Source organism: Segetibacter aerophilus (assembly GCF_007991655.1).
Classification (GTDB): domain Bacteria; phylum Bacteroidota; class Bacteroidia; order Chitinophagales; family Chitinophagaceae; genus Segetibacter; species Segetibacter aerophilus.
Genome location: NZ_BJYT01000001.1, coordinates 157,478 through 174,880 on the forward strand (window position 1 = coordinate 157,478; position 17,403 = coordinate 174,880).

The window sequence follows — 17,403 nt, forward strand, 5'->3', positions numbered from 1 at the left end:
GGTCGTTTAATCACTTATGGTAGATAAGAAAAGATTGCTAATTTTCTATGATTGGTTTTTTCCTGGATTTAAAGCAGGAGGACCGATCCAGTCTTTAACCAATTTAGCAGTAGCATTAATCCCTGAATTTGACATTTACGTAATAACTAGTTGCCGTGATTTGAGCTCAAGTATTCCTTACCCAAATGTCAAGGTTGATAGTTGGAATGATGTGCAGTTAAGAGAGAATCCAAATCTGATTAAAGTTTTTTATTCGGACAAAAAGAATCTGGACAAGCAAAAGATAGCTATTTTAATAAATGAAATAACTCCTTCTGTCGTTTATCTAAACGGGATGTTTTCCTACACTTTCTTTTTGGTGCCGTTAATTGTTCTAAGAAAGTTTGATAGAGCTATAAAAATTGTTATATGCCCACGGGGAATGCTAAAAAAAGGTGCTTTATTAGGGAAAGCTTTTAAAAAGAAAGTTTACATCAAGTATTTGAAATTTTCCGGTTTGCTAAATACTAGTTATTGGCATGCCACCTCAAGAGAAGAATTATGCGACATTAATAATCAATTTCCATCTAATAAAGGAATTATCATTGCAGGCAATATTCCAAGAAAGCCTTTGAGTAGTTTTCATCCTATTGCGAAACAAGTGGGTGAACTAAAGCTTGTTTACCTGGCGCTGATTAACGAGCACAAGAATTTGCTATTATTACTTCAAATAATACAAGAAATAAAGTCCGGTATTTCGTTAGATATCTATGGACCTGTTGTTGATGAGAACTATTGGAGAAAGTGCCATCGTTTAATAGAAGAAATGCCAGGGAAAGTTCAATACAAAGGGCCCGTTGAACCGAGACTGATCCATGATGTTTTAGAAAGGAATCACGCCTTTATACTATTAACCAAAGGAGAAAATTTTGGGCATGCAATATTTGAAAGTTTTGGAGTAGGGAGACCCGTAATAACGACTCATTATACTCCGTGGCAAGCCTTGCATGAAAATGACGCTGGGTGGAATGTTAGTTTAGAGAGTAGAGATGATTGCATTAATAAAATTGACAAATTTATGCAGATGCCTCAACTGGAATACAACAAGTTTTGTCTCGGAGCTCAAACGCTAGCCAATAATTATTACAATAAGCTGCATACTAATACAGCTTATAATAAACTCTTTTCATAATTATAACTGATAGTGTTTGCGTTATCTATAGCCCCTTTCCGGGGCTTTTTCTTTTAATTTATCTTTTGAAACTAGCATTGAGAAAGGGATACAATTTCTAAGGTAAAAACTCGTTTTACTATTAACAGGAATCATTTTAAAAGACGTAGAAAAAGATGCTACACAGGATTTGTTTTTAAATATAATAGGCAATAATACTTACACCTGTAATTAAAAGAATTTAATATACAAAGCCATTAATAATATTACTTTTGAGAGAGAGGTTAAAAACATCGGCTTAAAAACTATATGAACTTAATCAAAAATGTTCTTGTTAAAAACTCTCCTTATCTATTCTTATTTAAGTTTTTAGCAGTGTTTTTCTTTCTTTATTTTTTTTTCCCATTTTATCGAGGTTTAATTGGACGGGGTGGTCAAATGTATTCTCCTTATTTTGAAAGTCATTTTAATATAATAACAAGCCTTACCAGGCTTCTTACAACTTCTGCTAACTATGTATTGGAGGGCGTCGGATTTGAAACCATACAGAAAGATTACCACTCTATAAAAATTGGATATTCGAAAGGTATTACTGTTAACCCCTCATGCCTAGGTTGGGCTGTTATGAGTTTTTGGGTAGCATTTGTGTCAGCTAACAAAGGTTCATTAAGCTACAAGTTAAAATGGGTTTTATTTGGTCTTACTTCTGTTATCTTACTAAATATTATCCGCATTGCCTTGATAGCTGTTGCTAATCATGCAAATTGGCGGACCATTACTTCCTTGGATCACCACCAAACTTTCAATGTGGCTTCTTATGTTTGTATTGCCATACTTATCGGAGGATATGTAAATGTGCAAAAAAAATATGAAAGGATCCATCGTGCAGGAGAAGTCAGTGAAATTATCGGCATACGATAATAGTTGGTACCGCCCGGGACCGAAGTGGAAATCAACTTTATGGCTTGTTGTAAATATCCTTTTCTTCGACAACGGGTTTGCAATTTTCAACGGTCTAAAATGTTCTATCCTTCGCCTATTTGGGGCGAGAGTCGGGAAAAGAGTCGTGATAAAGCCTTCAGTCAACATTAAATATCCCTGGTTTTTAAATATTGGTAATGATGTTTGGATAGGTGAAAAGGTTTGGATAGATAATTTAGGAACTGTTACCATTGGAAACAACGTTTGCATTTCTCAAGGCGCTTATTTGCTAACCGGCAACCACAATTATAGCGCACCTCTGTTTGATTTAATGATTGGTACTATTGTTCTGGAAGATGGAGTGTGGCTTGGAGCTAGATCAACTGTCTGCCCTAACGTTACCTGTAAAACTCATGCTGTTCTTGCAGTTTCGTCTGTTGCTACTAAAGATCTTGAAGCCTTTTCTGTCTACCAGGGAATACCTGCCGAAAAAATTAAAACAAGAATTATTTCTTAATTCCTCATTTGGGAAAATATTTTATCTCTTTCTGCGTTTACATATATGACTATCAGAAGGTTATTACGAAGATTAATGACCTGAAAGCTGCATAAAGCACTGATAATAATTAAGAAGCACGTTTTTTCAGTAATCTATTATAGGATAATTTTTAAAAAAGTATAATATTTCAAGTTTATGAAAGTCTCAATAATTACAGCCACTCACAATAGTGAACGTACTATTAAGGACACTATCTCCTCTGTGAAACAGCAGACTCATAAAGATGTTGAACATATTATTATTGACGGCGCCTCTACTGATAAAACAGTTAACCTACTTGATCTTTATGGTCATCAGGGCCCTAAAATTTCAGAAGTGGACCGTGGCATTTATGATGCCATGAATAAGGGAGTTTCCATGGCGGGAGGAGAGATTATTGGTATTTTAAATTCTGATGATTTTTATTCAGACAGGCATGTTATTGACAAAGTGGTCAAGGTATTTGCGATGACTGGCTGTGACGCGGTTTATGGTGATCTTGAATTCGTAGATAACAAACAGACAAATAAGGTCGTACGTAAGTGGGTCGCGGGTAGTTATAGTAAAGATTCTTTTTTAAAAGGATGGATGCCACCACACCCAACAGTTTTTATAAGGAAGGAAGTTTATGAAAAGTACGGTTTGTTCAATCTCAAGTTCAAGAGCTCTTCTGATTACGAACTGCTGCTACGATTAATGTTCGTCAAAAATATTAAAGTTCAATACATACCTACCGTATTGGTTCAAATGAGGACCGGTGGTCAAAGCAACAAGTCTTTAGGTAATCGCCTAGCCGCTCACAAAGAGGATTACATGGCGTGGTTATCAAACGGCATTTCGCCAAGATGGTACACATTAGCAATGAAACCATTAAGTAAAATAAAACAGTTTAAACTAGCAGAAAGAAAAAGCTTTGCAGATCACTTAATCTTAAATAATCTTTTGCAAGGACAAGCCAGTTCAGATAGCTTCTAAACTTTTCATAATACACTTTCAAGTTTTGGTGCTTAGATCTTTGCTTTAAACCGATACAAAGTCGTCGTCACCCATACTGCCCCCCGGTTCTATTATATCATACCCTCCTTCTATATTAGGCAACTCTTTTCCGTCTGCCGTAAAGACTCCTGATCCTTGTTCTTTTTCTTGATTTTCTCCTAACTCTTTTCTTTCGAATTCCTCACGTTCTTCCTTGTTTTTAAAGTCTTCCGTATCGTGCAGAATGACCTTCGATTTTTCTATTTCTTTGTTTGCTTCTTCCAGGTCTTTGTAGTTGTCCATATGTTATTTTTATTTTTTCTTGAAAAAGTTAAGCTGCAAAAGTAGAGCCATAGTGGAAGTTAATATATAAAGGGTGATCTAATCTGTTTGGTATTCGTACATCAATTCCTATTCATAAAATCGAACATTGCTTCGCGGTTTTCGTATGAGTTTTTTGCCATCGCTATTGGTGCCATTAGTTTATCTGTTTTAATGGCTTCCATTGCTTCAGCCAGGAAATCCGCTATTGCCATTCCTCCATGAGTTTGTGTTTTATCTGCTCGACGATCAGATCCCAATTCGGTGTCAACTGCGGGCGGCGCTATCTCAAATACTTTGACCGACGTACTTCTTAATTGATGCCGAAGAGATAAGGTAATAGAATGAATGGCAGCTTTGGTAGCACAATAAACGGGCATGAAAGCAATTGGCACAAAAGCTAAGCCTGACGAGATGTTTATAATAGCAGATTCTTCTTTCGTAGAAAGATGTTGTGCGAAGAGAGATGAAAGGTGAATAGGCGCCGTGAGGTTTGTCGCAATCTCACTATTTACCCTTTCTAGGTTAATAGGTTTAGTAAGGTCAGTCAACAATTGCAAACCAGCGTTATTAATTAAAATGTTTACTTGAGGGTAGTGGTTAATAACCCAACTTGCCAAGTTTTCCCGGCCGTTGGCTTCGGCCACGTCGCACACTTCTGTAATAATACCCTTGTGTTCCTGCTCTATTTTTGCCAGGCGTTCTTTGCGCCGGCCGCATATAATTACTGTGTTTCCCAAGCGTAAAAATTCTTCGGCAAAAGCCAGCCCAATTCCGGAGGTTCCGCCTGTGATTAGTATTGTATTTCCTGTTGTTTTCATTTTAGAAGTTCTTGTGTTAAAAAGGTCAATAGTAGCAAACGAATAGAGCGAGACAACTGCAGTGTTTTAATCATATTTGTTATCTCTTTCCGAGCTCTATGACTTCGCAATCTCTGATATCTGCGCCATCTATTACAAAACGAACTAACGTCCTAACCTTATGCCAGCCTTGTTTTCCTGCAGCCCCTGGGTTTATGTGGAGGCACTCAAACTTGTTATCGTACATGATTTTTAAGATATGAGAATGACCTGAGATGAAAATTTTGGGACGGCTTGCCGCCATTTCAGTTTTTGCCAGTGGGGTATATCTTCCCGGATAGCCTCCAATATGTATCATTAATACTTTTACATCTTCGCAAGCAAACTTTAGTACCTCAGGAAACTTGCTTCTGATGTCTTGTCCATCGATATTTCCAAATACCCCTCGTAAAGGTTTAAACCTCTCTATCGCCTCCGCTACTGCGATTGAACCAAAGTCCCCTCCATGCCAGATTTCATCGCACTGATCAAAGTGTTTGAAAACGGCCTCATCCAAGTAGTGGTGAGTATCAGATATCAGCCCGATTTTTTTCAATACTTATTTGTTAGATTTAAAAATTTATCCTTTTCGCAATTTCATTAATTTAGATACTTAAATTTTAGAGCCAGCATGCAACTCTATGGTATAATATTTTTTGTGTGACGATTGCTCTATCGTTGCCCATTGAAATAACGTACAAGAGTGCGACGCAATGATGTAAAATAGTAGCAATCAAGCGGGGCCAATAAAGATTTCAGATATTATAAAAAGAAGGTTTCTAAGAAAACTACATAATAAGAAAATTAATCAACTAAAAACGACAGCTTATGCTAAAAATCAGTGAACTAAAAGAAGGGGATCTTGTAATGGCGGAATATGACGGCCAGTGGAAAGAGGGCGAAATAACAAATGTTGATCGCCTTGATGGCAAGGTAGAAATTACCACTGCAGAGGACCAGGAATTTTGGTATGACGCTAAACATATTAACCCCATTCTATTAGACGAGTCTTATTTGTTTAAACTAGGTTTTCAGAAGCAAGCAAATGATGATGGCTCAATAAAATATACAAAAGGCGCATTTAGAACACTGTTGCATGAGCAGGGGAATTTTTCAAATTTTGAAATGTGGTATCGTGAAGACAAGCGGCACATTTCTCATCCTATCTACGTGCATGAGTTTCAGAATAACTACCTCGATATGACCAAAGTTCCTTTGGTAAAAGGCTAGCCAAAAATGGGGACGGGCGTGTTTGCAAAACAAATGCGCTTCGTCTTGTTTTAAACGGAACTCTTTCATTTCATCTGCGCCTGCTGTATCAACTTCTTTACAGCAGTACCCGGAGAAGTTAGCTAAAGCACTATCACTTGCGTTTTATTTTTCTATCTATTGTCGTGTTACTTCAATCGGCCTCCGCTTACTGCCAGGTATTTGGCGGCAACCCTTCCTCAATAAAATGGAACCAGATAAATACGGATACTGCAAGAGTTATTTTTCCCGTAGGATTGGAAGATGCAGGCAAAAGAGTTTCATCAATTGTTCATGAACTTCAGAAAAGTCATACCCGATCAATCGGGAGTAACCTAAGGAAAATAAATATTGTTTTACAAAACCAGTCAACAGTCTCAAACGCTTATGTTGGCCTCGGGCCTTATCGGAGCGAGTTTTATCTATTTGCTCCAACAAACTCTTTCGAGTTAGGTGCCATTAATTGGGCTGATCTTTTGTCTGTGCATGAGTACCGGCACGTAGAGCAATATAGCAACTTCAATATCGGATTGTCTAAAGTAGCCAGTGTCTTATTTGGACAGGAAGGGCAAGCTTTAGCAAACTCAGCTTCAGTGCCTGACTGGTTTTTTGAAGGTGACGCTGTGTTTAACGAAACTGCGTTAACTAGACAGGGCAGAGGAAGGCTACCTTATTTTTTCAAGGGTTACGAGTCGCTGTTTAAGCAAGACAAGCGCTACTCGTATATGAAGCTTCGCAACGGCTCTTTGACTAATTACGTTCCCGATCATTACCAGTTGGGCTACCTATTAGTGGCGTACGGCAGGGAAAAATATGGGGCTGATTTTTGGAAAAAAGTCTCTCATGATGCGGCTGCATTCAAACCGTTCATTTATCCATGGCAGGGAGCTGTAAAAAAATATGCTGGCATTGGGTACAAACAGTTTGTAGCAGAGGCGTTTGCTTTCTATCACAACATGTGGACCTTGTCTAAAGGGAAGACGGTCGATTATATTACACCCATTCACGGTAATTACATAACTGATTATAAATATCCTTACTTAAGCGCAGACAGATCTATTATTGTTTTAAAAAGGAGCTATCGCCGTATTCCTGCATTTTATAAGTTGTTGCCGAATGGAAAAGAGGAAAAAATTGGGGTAAGAGATATTTCAAACGACGATTACTTTTCTTTCAATGCAGGTAAAATTGCCTATGCTTCTTACAAAGCTGACAAGAGGTGGGGTTACCGGGAGTTTAGCGATATAAAGGTGATGGATATTAAAACAGGTAAATCTGAAAGGATAACGAATAAAGAAAGGTACGTGTCGCCTGATATTTCGCACGATGGAAAAAAAGTAATTGCTGTTGAAATGAGGACGAACCAGATGTCGGACCTGGTTGCCCTAAGCTTAAAAGGGGAGACGTTGTTCCGGTCAAAGGCTTCAAGAGGTATCGTCTACACTTATCCTAAATTCAGCGCTAATGACTCGTTTGTATACACGCCCGTAAGAAATGAAGGTGGAGAAATGGCTTTGCTTAAAATTGAATTTTCTACAGGAAAAGAGACAAAGCTCATCCCGTTTTCTGAACGCATTTTTGGCATGCCGACCGTGCAGGGCGATACCATTTTCTTTACCAGTTCTTACCGTTCAAGTGATGAAACATGGGCGTTTATCGAAAGTAAAAACAAGACTTACCGGGTTGCGGTTCATCCTACAGGTTTTTACCAGGCAGTCTATGACGCTCCCAATAAAAGGCTGATCGCTTCAAATTTTACCGCCGATGGTTACAGGCTTGCCAGTATTCGTGATACTGCACTCTTATGGCGTTCCCTTGAAAGCAAAGAAGACGCGATCCCGGATATTTATACTGTCGCGGCTCTGCAACAGGAAAAATATACTACACTCGAAAATATCTCGACAAGAAATTTCCCGGTCAAAAAGTATAGGAAAACATTCAACCTGCTAAACTTTCACAGTTGGCGTCCGGAGTACAGCGATCCCGAATTCTCAATTATGCTCCTGGGGCAAAACGTTCTTAATACGCTTCAAAGTGATTTGTATTATACTTATAACCGAAACGAAAGCAGTCACAAGGCAGGGGTAAATGCCACTTATGGCGGATGGTTTGTTCAACCTACTTTAGGAGCCAGTCAAACATGGAACCGGTCTGTCTCTTTGAATAGAACTGCGAACCCAATAAGGGACAGTATCGCAAATTACAGTGAGTTTAATGTTAATGCGGGCCTGCGGCTTCCGCTCAATTTTTCATCTGGCAAACAATACCGTTACCTTACAGCGACCGCTACTATCAATCGTCAATCCATTAGCGGAACGGGTATTTATAAAAACTTTATCCGCGATCAAAGCTTTAATTATTGGCAGGGAAGGTTACAATATTCAGGGCAGATTCAAAAAGCGGTACAACAAATCTATCCACAATGGGCGCAAACGTTTTTACTGCAGTACCGCAGTACCGTCAACAGGATAACCGCTAACCAGTTTCTTGCTTATGGCTCCCTTTTTCTCCCCGGTTTTCATATAAACCACAACATCGTTTTTACGGTTGCTTACCAACGCCGCGATACCTTGGGACAGTACCCGTTTTCAAACAATTTTCCTTTTTCGCGTGGCTATTCGGTAGTCGATTTCCCCCGCATGTTTAGGATTGGTTCGAATTATCACTTTCCACTGGTGTATCCTGATTGGGGCGTCGGTAATGTTGTTTACTTTAAACGACTTCGGGCCAATGCCTTTCACGACCTTACTAGGGTAAAAAGCCTCCGGACCGGCAACAAGTTTTTGTTCAACTTGGTGGGTGGCGAGCTATTCTTCGATACAAAATGGTGGAACCAGCAAGATGTTTCTTTCGGCATTCGCTACAGCCGCCTGCTTGATTATGGTACACTTGGCCTTAAGCAGCCAAACAAATGGGAGATCATTTTGCCGATTGGATTATTTTGATAGGTATTTTATTAATACCAGCGACAAGTCTCCGATATAACATTCTTGCGTCGCAATCCGTTCAGCTTTTAATCATTTTTGAGCTATTTTCCGAAATCATCAAAACCAATCACAAAGACACGCTTCAAAACTTAAGGAACATATAGAGAGCGTATGGTAGGTCGATGTATAACTTATCTTAATAGAGCAACTGTTCCCTTTATGACCACCTCCTTGTCTTGAATGATTCCCTTAATGAGGTACACATATGCACCCATGTCTAGAAACCTACCCTGGTAGCTGCCGTTCCAACCTTTGGTGATATCAGCAGTTCGAAAGACAGCATTCCCCCAGCGATCAAAAACAGAAAATTCCTGCAAACGAAGAGACGCACCCGGCGGAATTCGAAACACATCATTTCTTCCATCCTCATTAGGTGTAAACGCAGTAGGCATCTGGAAGCTGTGCAGCACCTTAACAATTAACTCCTTTGTAGCCGCACACCCATTTGCATCAACGACGGTTAAACTAAACGTAGTGTCAGCCTTTAGCGGAACAGTTAAGGAGGTTAACGATAGTGGCGTAAGCAATATGCCTGAAGGTTGCCACGCAACAGAAGCTGGATTGCCTGAAACAGTAGCTGCAACCTGGGCGGGTGAGCCTGACATAACAGAAACCTCTGGTGGCGAAAAGGTAATTACAGGAGTCTTTCTTACGGTGACCACTTTACGATTAGAAGGTACATTCACCGTAATTGAGCAGCCCGGGATATTTGTTGAAAGTACACAGGAAATAGTGTCGCCATTTGCAAGTTGGGTGCTTGTGAAAGTAGATGCATTGCCAGCAGCATGCCCATTAACCTGCCACTGGTACAATTTATAATCCCCTGCGTTCTGGGCGTTGGCTGAAAAGTTGAGTGCAACTCCGGAACATACATCGAGAGTTGGTGCAGCAATCACGAGGGTTGGATCTGGATAATCCCGAACCTGTATAGCCACTTTATTTGATGGTGCACTAGTGCTGGTATGACATCTCGAGTCCTGGTCAATGGTAACTGTGCAACTTATTGAATCACCATCCTTCAAGGTACTGGTGACAAGAGACGGTCCGACGTCTCCTGTTGCTTTGCCATTTATTTCCCACCTGAAAGATGGAACCGCGCCGCCGTTGGCTTTAGCCGTAAACGTAACTTCTTCGCCCCTGCAAATTTGAGTTTTGCTTGGTGATATAGTAATGTCGGGATGGATCATTGGGTAAACGTAAATAGTCATTTCAGAACTTGCAGACCTAAGCGTACCAGGGCAAGCGGGGCTTGAAATTGTTAAGACACATTCTACGCGAGAACCATTGGTTAGATTGGTAGTAGCGTATTCAGGGGTATTTGACCCGACTGGCAGTCCGTTTACTTTCCACTGGTAAGTTGGTACTGCGTTTCCGTAAGAAGCTTTTGACGTGAAGACAGTTAATTCTCCTTCGCATATAAGGGGATCGTCGTTGGCGATCGTGATAGAAGGCTTTGTGCTTTCAATTACGTGCATTGTAATCGGCTTGCTAATGACCGTAGTGTCAACACCGCATAAAGTTTTGCAACTGTATTCGCATGTAATCAAGTCTCCGTCATCGAAATCGGCAGAAGTGTAGTTGACATTGTTATTAACCCCGGCGTTTGCGTTGTTTCTTTTCCATTTGTACACGTTGTTTGTTCCTTCATTTGTAACACTGGCGTGAAAGGTTACTGTCGTACCGAGGCAAATATTATTCTGACTAGCAGTAATGGAAACCGTGGGAATGCAGGTATTATTTTGAGCAAACAAGTTACCGGTCAAAACAAGAAATATAATCACACAAAACTTCGACATAAACAGCAGGCAATTGCGGGGAAACTCTTCGCAAGTAAGGTAAGAAATATTCTAATCCATTAAAAGGGAAGGTAAAAGCTTCAAAGTTGAAGGTGCAGCTTTTGTGCTTAGCCCTAAGCTTATGCTCGCAATGTTCGTAACGTGATAGAATAACGGGTTTCTTTCACCGGTGAAATACTATGTTGCCATTCAGTTCTTGCAGGTCCTTGAATTATATAAAGAGAACGCCGATGAACCGGAAAAGAAATAACTGACCCTCGCCCTTGTTTTGCTTTGTCCTGTGGCCGCAGTCGAAAGTTGCAATCAGCCATTATTGAGATGCCTGCAATAATATCGAAAGGTGGAGCATCACGATGCCAGTTAATAACCGAACCGGGAGGATATTCCGTTACTAGCAGTTCCGCAAATTTCCCTGGTGCTAAACGGAGGTGTTTATTCACCTTGTCTACTAAAAAATCGAAAGAAGCCGGAATTTCTTTTCCTGCTGTTAAACTACCATTGTCGAAACTGTAGTCGTAACCAAAGCTGGCTACTTTTCTATTTGCCGTAAATCCCTGGAAGTTGAAATTGTGTAAGTCAATTTTTAAAACCTGCCTGTATAGTTCAATCTCCTCATCGGTAGTGATGAAATTTTGAACATAGGTAAACCCTTCAGGATAGGCAGGCTCTATGGGAAATAAAGTGTTCATGCCTCAACAAAGACAAATTCTTCGCCAGCCTTAAATGGCTGTAAAATTTATATTAGGAGAATCTGTAAACGGTAGTAAACTGATTTAAAACCTACATAATACACAAGTGACAATGTTTAGAACTATGACTTGTCTTCAATCTATTTTAGAATATATTTGACCGTTATGAAAAATAGATTTTCCTTGAAAAGAATGCAATTATTACCCTTACTGCTAATCGTTTCTATCGGTTGCAGCCAGGCTCCTGCGGGGAATGAAAAAAAGGCAGATGTTACTAATGAAAAAGGACAGCCTGCTGGCGAACCTGTGAGAAAACTTGTTGACACTGCAGCTTACGATAAAATAATTAGAGATTTAACGAATGGCGATACAACCGGCAAGTGGCCTGCAAAAGCCCCTTATCCTTTAGCAGGAGCAATACTGCCTTTTAATAGAATCGTTGCTTACTATGGTAACCTTTTTTCTAAAAAAATGGGCATTTTGGGTGAGTTACCTAAAAATCAGATGCTTGCAAAGCTTAAGGGTGAGGTAGCCAAGTGGCAGGCTGCAGATCCTTCTATACCAGTCATTCCTGCGCTGCATTACGTGGCAGTTACTGCGCAAGGAACTCCGCAAAAGGATAATATGTATCGCTACCGCATGCCTTTTAAGCAGATTGATACCATATTAAGTTGGGCGAAGGAAATTAACGGGCAGGTGTTTGTCGACATACAAGTTGCTCATAGTAACGTTAAGACGGAAGTGCCTCTTCTTGAACCATATTTAAAAATGGCAAACGTGCACCTGGGAATTGATCCGGAATTTTCTCTTAAAAATGGTGAGGTGCCAGGTAGCAAAATCGGAACTTTTAATGCTGATGATATTAATACTGCAATCGATTATCTGGCTGAATTAGTACGAAAAAATAACCTTCCTCCTAAGATTTTAGTTGTCCATCGTTTCACCCAGGGAATGGTAACAGGTTTTGATCAGATCAAAAAAGTTCCTGAAGTACAGATCGTGATGGACATGGACGGATGGGGACCGAAATTTCTTAAGAGGTCGACGTATCTCAGGTATATTAAAAAAGAGCCTGTTCAATTCACCGGCTTCAAATTGTTTTATCACAATGATACCAAAACAGGAGCAAGCCAATTGTACACGCCACAGGAACTATTGCAGTTTGTGCCAAAACCCATTTACATCCAGTACCAGTAAGAATTCATGTAGAAATATTTTAAAGGCTCTTGCAAATAGCAAGGGCTTTTTCATTTAAAGTTGATACAGCTCAGACATTTGTGTGCCTTTGCTGGTTTCATAAAGTGCCAAATCTTTTTTTAGCTAACACTGCTGCAACATCGCCTATTAACTCCTTAGACCGACGAAGCTTGTATTATCTCAAATTGAAAAAAGGGGAATAGAAAGATTGAAAGTACAAGGGAGTGACACAACGATGTTGAGGACAGTTGTATCGTCCGTCAAAAAAGTATTAAAAACAGAAAGGAGATGCGCAAGCATCCCCTTTCTGTAAAATATGTTTTATTATTTAAGCGATTACTTCATCACCTGTTTCAACCAATTTTGCGGCTGGTATAACATGCTCTTTAGTCACCTTTACTTTGCCGCGATTTGCACGGGCAACACGGGAATAAATAGAGATGTTTTTGTCGAACAGGAAGCGGAAAAGTAAGCCCGTGTAAGAAGTATGATAACCTAATGTATCGTAATACTGGTTGGCAATCTTTTTTACTTTAGGCAACCTGTTCCAGGCTACTGAAGGAAAATCGTGGTGCTCGTTGTGATAGCCCACGTTTAGATTAACTGTGTTTAGGACGCCATAATAGCTCTTGGTTTCCTGGTCGCCGTGAGTAAGATAATGCTCCTGCACCCAACGTGCACCCAGCGGATGAAGACCAACAGAAAAGAAGAAACCTGCTACAAGATAAACAACACTGTGGGCGCCAAGGAAGTATACAACGGCAGCCATAAAGCTAAATTGAACGATCCAGTTGATCACTGTCCACTTGTCCCAAATCGCAATTTCCTTTAGACGCATAGGCCTGAGTAATTGAAAAATAGGGTAGAATAACAACCAGACGGCTTTGCCGATCCTTGAGTTGTCAATTAAACGCGCCTCCCATTGAAAGGGCATATCTGCGTCTAATTCTTCCACACCCTGGAAAGAGTGGTGTTTAATATGATACTTCTGAAAAGAAACTGAACTAGGGAAAACAAGCGGCAAATTGGCCAAGATACCTGACCATGTGTTAGCCATCCTGTTCTTGAAAAGGAGATTATGTGCACATTCATGAATACAAACAAAAAGCGTGTGGCACGCGAACGCGCCAATAAGATAAGCCGCGCCAAAAACTAACCACCAATTGGCCTCTTTTAATAAGACAGCCAGAGTGATCTGTACTCCCACACACAACAGAATAACAAAGATTGTGTAGGGGTTTCTTCCTATTAACTTACGAATCTCAGGGTGCTTTGTAATAATTTCTTTTGTCCGCTGTTTGTGTGGTTCACTTTCATCGGACCACTTAAAGTTTTTTTCCAAGGCTGCTGGTGTTTGTGTTATGAAATGGGGTACAATTTAGGCCGATATTTCTATTTAGAATACAGACTAACAATAATTTAAGGAGAGGGGCTAATGAATAATTACAAATGAATAATGAATAATCTGAGCTTCTCCACTCATTATTAATTATTCATTGTTAATTGTTCATTATTCATTTTCTCAACAAGTTCAAGTGTGTTTTTGTTGGCAAGTTGGCCGCACGCGGCATCTATATCTTTACCACGGCTCCGTCTTAGGCGAGCGTTTACACGTGCTTTTGACAGATGATTCATAAACTTTTCTACGGTTTCCTCATCTGGTTTTAGAAATTTCGCGGCATCGATAGGGTTGTATTCAATAATATTTACAAGATCTGCGGGAACCTGGCGATAAATTTTTATCAGTTCGTCCGCGTCTTTTATCGAGTCATTGAAGTTTTGAAACAGGATGTATTCAAAAGTTATCTCGTTTCCGGTTTGCTTATAAAAATAGTTCAAAGCTTCAATCAACGCTTTGATGTTGTTGCTTTCGTTGATCGGCATAATCTCGTTACGCTTCACATCATTTGCCGCGTGCAAGCTCAATGCAAGATTGAAACGTACTTTATCATCGCCCAGTTGTTTGATCATTTTTGCAACCCCCGCCGTCGAAACGGTTATTCGTCTCGGGCTCATTCCCAGTCCCTCGGGTGAAGTTATTTTCTCAATGGCTTTTAGTACGTTCTTATAGTTGAGCAACGGTTCGCCCATGCCCATAAAAACAATGTTGCTAAGCTTTTTATTATACACTTTGTTGGCCTGCTGGTTCAGCAAAACAACCTCATCATAAATTTCATCGTAATCAAGATTTCGCTTGCGTTCCATGTAACCGGTGGCGCAAAACTTACAACTAAGGCTGCAACCAATCTGTGAGGAGACACAAGCAGTCTGGCGTTCATCGGCAGGTATCAAAACACCTTCAACCATATGGCCTTCCACTGTTTTAAAGCGGCTTTTTACCGTTCCGTCTTCACTGTATTGGGTAGTCTCTACCTTTAGTGCAGGTAGTGTGAAATGTTCTTGTAGTGTAGTCCTTAATTCTTTGCTCAGGTTCGTCATAGCCTCGAAACTATGGGCCTGTTTCAGCCAAAGCCATTCGTAAACTTGTTTGGCCCTGAATTTTTTCTCACCAATTTGTTCAAAGTAATTCGTCAACTCTTCTAGACTCAAGTGACGAATATTCTTTTGTGATTTCATGGCTGCAAAGGTAAGTGAGCCGCCATCTCGTGCAGGATTATAATATGTAAAGTTTTCTGAAATCGAGGAGAAATATTTGACAAAATTTATTGTAAGGCTCTTGTGGGAACAAACTTTTGAATAAATATTAAACATCGTTGTGTCACTCACTTGTACTTTAAGCTTTTTTGTCAGCCTTTTACTTAGTTACCAAATCTTTCCAACCCATTGTATCGCAAATACAAAGAGGTGAAATCCCTTTCACCTCTTTGTACAATCAGTGATTACTTATTGTCATAATAATTTCCATTGCGGCGGTTGTTGTTGCCACGGTACTCCTTTTCGTACCGTTCGTCGTTGCGGCGATTGTTGTAACGTTCATTTCGTCTTCGTTCATTCTCGTAATACGGCCTTCCTTGTCGTGATCCGTAAATCTGCCTGCCTTGGTTCGAAGGGACATTTCTAGTGGTTCCAACAATTCGTCCATTCCTGTCCAAGACTCTACCATCCCTTGTAACAATCAGGTCTCCGTTTCGCCCATTATTTGAGGGATACGTTGGATAAGGATACCTGTCAGAACCAGACGGATATTGGCGTGATTGCGGATACTGGCGTGAGTCAGGGTAGGAGCTACTGCTACAACCTATGATTGTAACTGAAGCGGCTATGATTAGAAGTAGGGGAATTTTCATATTATTTTTTACATCACAAAAGCCAATACAGTACCAGAAACTGTTCGTTTAACACCCCTTACTGTTAAAGCCGCTTCGGCCACAAACAATTATCCAAAACTTTTCTTAATTCCTAAAAATCAGTGATAATTAGCTCGGTCTGTAATACTGTTTTTTGTTCACCCTTCTTTAAATCTTTAACCATACAAGTTCCTTCGTGCAGTTCCTTGCTTCCTATTATAACCGCATAAGCAATACCTTTTTTATCTGCGTACTTAAACTGCTTATCAAACTTTGCGTTTTCATGAAACAGTTCTGCTGAAATTCCTTTATCTCTCAGCTGCTGCATCAATCCAAAAGCTGTTTTACTTTCTGCTTCGCCCAGGTTAAAAAACAACACCTTCGTCCCTGTTTGCACAGTTGCCGGAAAGAGTTTTAATTCTTCCATCACATCGTACATTCTATCGACGCCAAAGCTGATCCCAACCCCGGGTACGTTTGGCACGCCAAACAAGCCTGTGAGGTCATCATATCTTCCACCTCCACCAATACTTCCCATTTGTACGCCTTTGGCTTTCACTTCGAAAATTATCCCGGTGTAATAGTTAAGGCCGCGCGCAAGTGTAAAATCGGCGGACAATTGACCGATGACTGACGACGGAAGGAAGCTTAGTAGAAATTCTATTTCAGCAATTCCCTTTTTACCCGTTTCTATGCCTCCAATCAGATCTTGTAGTGCAAGGATCTTTTCTTCGTTACTTCCGGTTATTAAAAGATAATTCTCAATTTTCGCGATTTGGTCTGCTTGTAAACCTCTTTGAGAAAGTTCTTCCTTTACTTTCTCCATTCCAATTTTATCCAGCTTGTCTATGGCAATAGTTATATCCATCATCTTGTCTAAACCACCACACAATTCTGCTAACGCCGCCAGTATTTTCCTGCTGTTGATCCTGATTTCTACATCTATTCCGAGCTTTTTAAAAACGTTGCTGTAAATGCTTGTAAGCTCGGCCTCATTTAAAAGGCTGGTACTGCCTACCACATCGGCATCGCACTGGTAGAACTCCCGGTATCTTCCTTTCTGAGGTCGGTCCGCCCGCCACACGGGCTGAATTTGATACCGCTTAAAAGGGAGTGTGAGCTGACCAAAATTCATAGCCACATATCTTGCAAACGGAATGGTTAAGTCATAGCGGAGAGCCCGCTCGGTTAGGCCTTTTGTATTTTTTCCGTCGAGTACTTTTTCAAGCTCCTGCCGGGCTTGCAGATGCTTTGAAGGATTATCGAGGCCATTATTTAAAATCTTAAAAATGAGCTTGTCACCTTCCTCTCCGTATTTGCCCATCAGGGTGTCGAGGTTTTCCATGGCCGGTGTTTCAAGTGGTTGAAACCCGTACAATTCAAAAACAGTTCTGATTGTGTTGAAAATAAAATTTCTTTTACTGACTATCTCTGCCGAAAAATCTCTTGTCCCTTGCGGTAATGTTGCTTTCATGTGTCGCCCCAGCCCAAACG

The 17,403-nt window shown here is 40.2% G+C and carries 16 protein-coding genes; 7 read left to right on the forward strand and 9 right to left on the reverse strand.

Going from position 1 to position 17,403, the window contains the following annotated elements; translation table 11 throughout:
- The first annotated feature begins 16 nt into the window (after positions 1 to 16).
- The 4 genes from SAE01_RS00630 to SAE01_RS00645 all read left to right on the forward strand — a co-directional run bounded on the left by SAE01_RS00630 (position 17) and on the right by SAE01_RS00645 (position 3,584).
- A complete protein-coding gene (locus SAE01_RS00630) occupies positions 17 to 1,171 on the forward strand; it encodes a glycosyltransferase (protein WP_147201592.1) in 1,155 nt (384 codons plus the stop codon).
- Between the two features lie 288 nt (positions 1,172 to 1,459).
- Positions 1,460 to 2,071, forward strand: coding sequence for an exosortase/archaeosortase family protein (locus SAE01_RS00635; protein WP_147201593.1), 612 nt, complete (start codon positions 1,460 to 1,462; stop codon positions 2,069 to 2,071).
- On the forward strand, positions 2,019 to 2,588 hold the full coding sequence (locus tag SAE01_RS00640; protein ID WP_147201594.1) for a WcaF family extracellular polysaccharide biosynthesis acetyltransferase: 570 nt from the start codon (positions 2,019 to 2,021) through the stop codon (positions 2,586 to 2,588). The genes SAE01_RS00635 and SAE01_RS00640 overlap by 53 nt, the downstream gene beginning before the upstream one ends.
- A 177-nt stretch (positions 2,589 to 2,765) precedes the next feature.
- Positions 2,766 to 3,584, forward strand: a complete 819-nt coding sequence (locus SAE01_RS00645) for a glycosyltransferase family 2 protein (RefSeq protein WP_147201595.1) — start codon at positions 2,766 to 2,768, stop codon at positions 3,582 to 3,584.
- Positions 3,585 to 3,629: 45 nt separating this feature from the next.
- Here the strand turns inward: SAE01_RS00645 and SAE01_RS00650 are convergent, their stop codons facing one another.
- The 3 genes from SAE01_RS00650 to SAE01_RS00660 all read right to left on the reverse strand — a co-directional run bounded on the left by SAE01_RS00650 (position 3,630) and on the right by SAE01_RS00660 (position 5,300).
- A complete protein-coding gene (locus tag SAE01_RS00650) occupies positions 3,630 to 3,887 on the reverse strand; it encodes a hypothetical protein (RefSeq protein ID WP_147201596.1) in 258 nt (85 codons plus the stop codon).
- A gap of 101 nt (positions 3,888 to 3,988) precedes the next feature.
- A complete protein-coding gene (locus SAE01_RS00655; protein ID WP_147201597.1) occupies positions 3,989 to 4,726 on the reverse strand; it encodes an SDR family oxidoreductase in 738 nt (245 codons plus the stop codon).
- Between the two features lie 79 nt (positions 4,727 to 4,805).
- Positions 4,806 to 5,300 carry a metallophosphoesterase family protein gene (locus tag SAE01_RS00660; protein WP_147201598.1) on the reverse strand — a complete coding sequence of 165 codons (495 nt, stop codon included), beginning with the start codon at positions 5,298 to 5,300 and terminating at the stop codon, positions 4,806 to 4,808.
- Positions 5,301 to 5,572: 272 nt separating this feature from the next.
- Between SAE01_RS00660 and SAE01_RS00665 the strand changes: the two genes are divergently transcribed.
- Together SAE01_RS00665 and SAE01_RS00670 are read left to right on the forward strand one after the other, a co-directional pair.
- On the forward strand, positions 5,573 to 5,974 hold the full coding sequence (locus tag SAE01_RS00665; RefSeq protein WP_147201599.1) for a hypothetical protein: 402 nt from the start codon (positions 5,573 to 5,575) through the stop codon (positions 5,972 to 5,974).
- Between the two features lie 137 nt (positions 5,975 to 6,111).
- Positions 6,112 to 8,937: a TolB family protein gene (locus SAE01_RS00670; protein ID WP_147201600.1), complete on the forward strand. Its 2,826-nt coding sequence runs from the start codon at positions 6,112 to 6,114 to the stop codon at positions 8,935 to 8,937.
- A 173-nt stretch (positions 8,938 to 9,110) separates the two neighbouring features.
- Here the strand turns inward: SAE01_RS00670 and SAE01_RS00675 are convergent, their stop codons facing one another.
- Positions 9,111 to 10,775: a T9SS type B sorting domain-containing protein gene (locus SAE01_RS00675; protein ID WP_147201601.1), complete on the reverse strand. Its 1,665-nt coding sequence runs from the start codon at positions 10,773 to 10,775 to the stop codon at positions 9,111 to 9,113.
- A gap of 119 nt (positions 10,776 to 10,894) precedes the next feature.
- The gene (locus tag SAE01_RS00680; protein WP_147201602.1) at positions 10,895 to 11,464 is read right to left on the reverse strand and encodes an alpha-ketoglutarate-dependent dioxygenase AlkB; all 570 of its coding nucleotides are present in this window, start codon (positions 11,462 to 11,464) and stop codon (positions 10,895 to 10,897) included.
- A gap of 165 nt (positions 11,465 to 11,629) precedes the next feature.
- On the opposite strand from SAE01_RS00680, the gene SAE01_RS00685 reads away from it, so the two are divergent.
- A complete protein-coding gene (locus SAE01_RS00685) occupies positions 11,630 to 12,661 on the forward strand; it encodes a hypothetical protein (RefSeq protein ID WP_147201603.1) in 1,032 nt (343 codons plus the stop codon).
- 328 nt (positions 12,662 to 12,989) lie between these two features.
- On the opposite strand, the gene SAE01_RS00690 is transcribed toward SAE01_RS00685, so the two are convergent.
- The 4 genes from SAE01_RS00690 to hisS form a co-directional block, all read right to left on the reverse strand.
- Positions 12,990 to 14,003, reverse strand: coding sequence for a fatty acid desaturase (locus SAE01_RS00690; protein ID WP_147201604.1), 1,014 nt, complete (start codon positions 14,001 to 14,003; stop codon positions 12,990 to 12,992).
- Positions 14,004 to 14,146: 143 nt separating this feature from the next.
- A complete protein-coding gene (gene rlmN, locus SAE01_RS00695) occupies positions 14,147 to 15,238 on the reverse strand; it encodes a dual-specificity RNA methyltransferase RlmN (RefSeq protein WP_147201605.1) in 1,092 nt (363 codons plus the stop codon).
- A gap of 263 nt (positions 15,239 to 15,501) precedes the next feature.
- A complete protein-coding gene (locus SAE01_RS00700) occupies positions 15,502 to 15,909 on the reverse strand; it encodes a hypothetical protein (RefSeq protein WP_147201606.1) in 408 nt (135 codons plus the stop codon).
- 112 nt (positions 15,910 to 16,021) lie between these two features.
- A complete protein-coding gene (gene hisS, locus SAE01_RS00705) occupies positions 16,022 to 17,383 on the reverse strand; it encodes a histidine--tRNA ligase (RefSeq protein ID WP_147201607.1) in 1,362 nt (453 codons plus the stop codon).
- Positions 17,384 to 17,403 lie beyond the last annotated feature (20 nt).

Coding starts and splice junctions, on each gene's coding strand:
- SAE01_RS00700 (WP_147201606.1), bottom strand. CDS start 15,909: ATGAAAATTCCCCTACTTCTAATCATAGCCGCTTCAGTTACAATCATA.
- SAE01_RS00650 (WP_147201596.1), bottom strand. CDS start 3,887: ATGGACAACTACAAAGACCTGGAAGAAGCAAACAAAGAAATAGAAAAA.
- hisS (WP_147201607.1), bottom strand. CDS start 17,383: ATGAAAGCAACATTACCGCAAGGGACAAGAGATTTTTCGGCAGAGATA.
- rlmN (WP_147201605.1), bottom strand. CDS start 15,238: ATGAAATCACAAAAGAATATTCGTCACTTGAGTCTAGAAGAGTTGACG.
- SAE01_RS00645 (WP_147201595.1), top strand. CDS start 2,766: ATGAAAGTCTCAATAATTACAGCCACTCACAATAGTGAACGTACTATT.
- SAE01_RS00655 (WP_147201597.1), bottom strand. CDS start 4,726: ATGAAAACAACAGGAAATACAATACTAATCACAGGCGGAACCTCCGGA.
- SAE01_RS00635 (WP_147201593.1), top strand. CDS start 1,460: ATGAACTTAATCAAAAATGTTCTTGTTAAAAACTCTCCTTATCTATTC.
- SAE01_RS00665 (WP_147201599.1), top strand. CDS start 5,573: ATGCTAAAAATCAGTGAACTAAAAGAAGGGGATCTTGTAATGGCGGAA.
- SAE01_RS00685 (WP_147201603.1), top strand. CDS start 11,630: ATGAAAAATAGATTTTCCTTGAAAAGAATGCAATTATTACCCTTACTG.
- SAE01_RS00640 (WP_147201594.1), top strand. CDS start 2,019: ATGAAAGGATCCATCGTGCAGGAGAAGTCAGTGAAATTATCGGCATAC.
- SAE01_RS00680 (WP_147201602.1), bottom strand. CDS start 11,464: ATGAACACTTTATTTCCCATAGAGCCTGCCTATCCTGAAGGGTTTACC.
- SAE01_RS00675 (WP_147201601.1), bottom strand. CDS start 10,775: ATGTCGAAGTTTTGTGTGATTATATTTCTTGTTTTGACCGGTAACTTG.
- SAE01_RS00630 (WP_147201592.1), top strand. CDS start 17: ATGGTAGATAAGAAAAGATTGCTAATTTTCTATGATTGGTTTTTTCCT.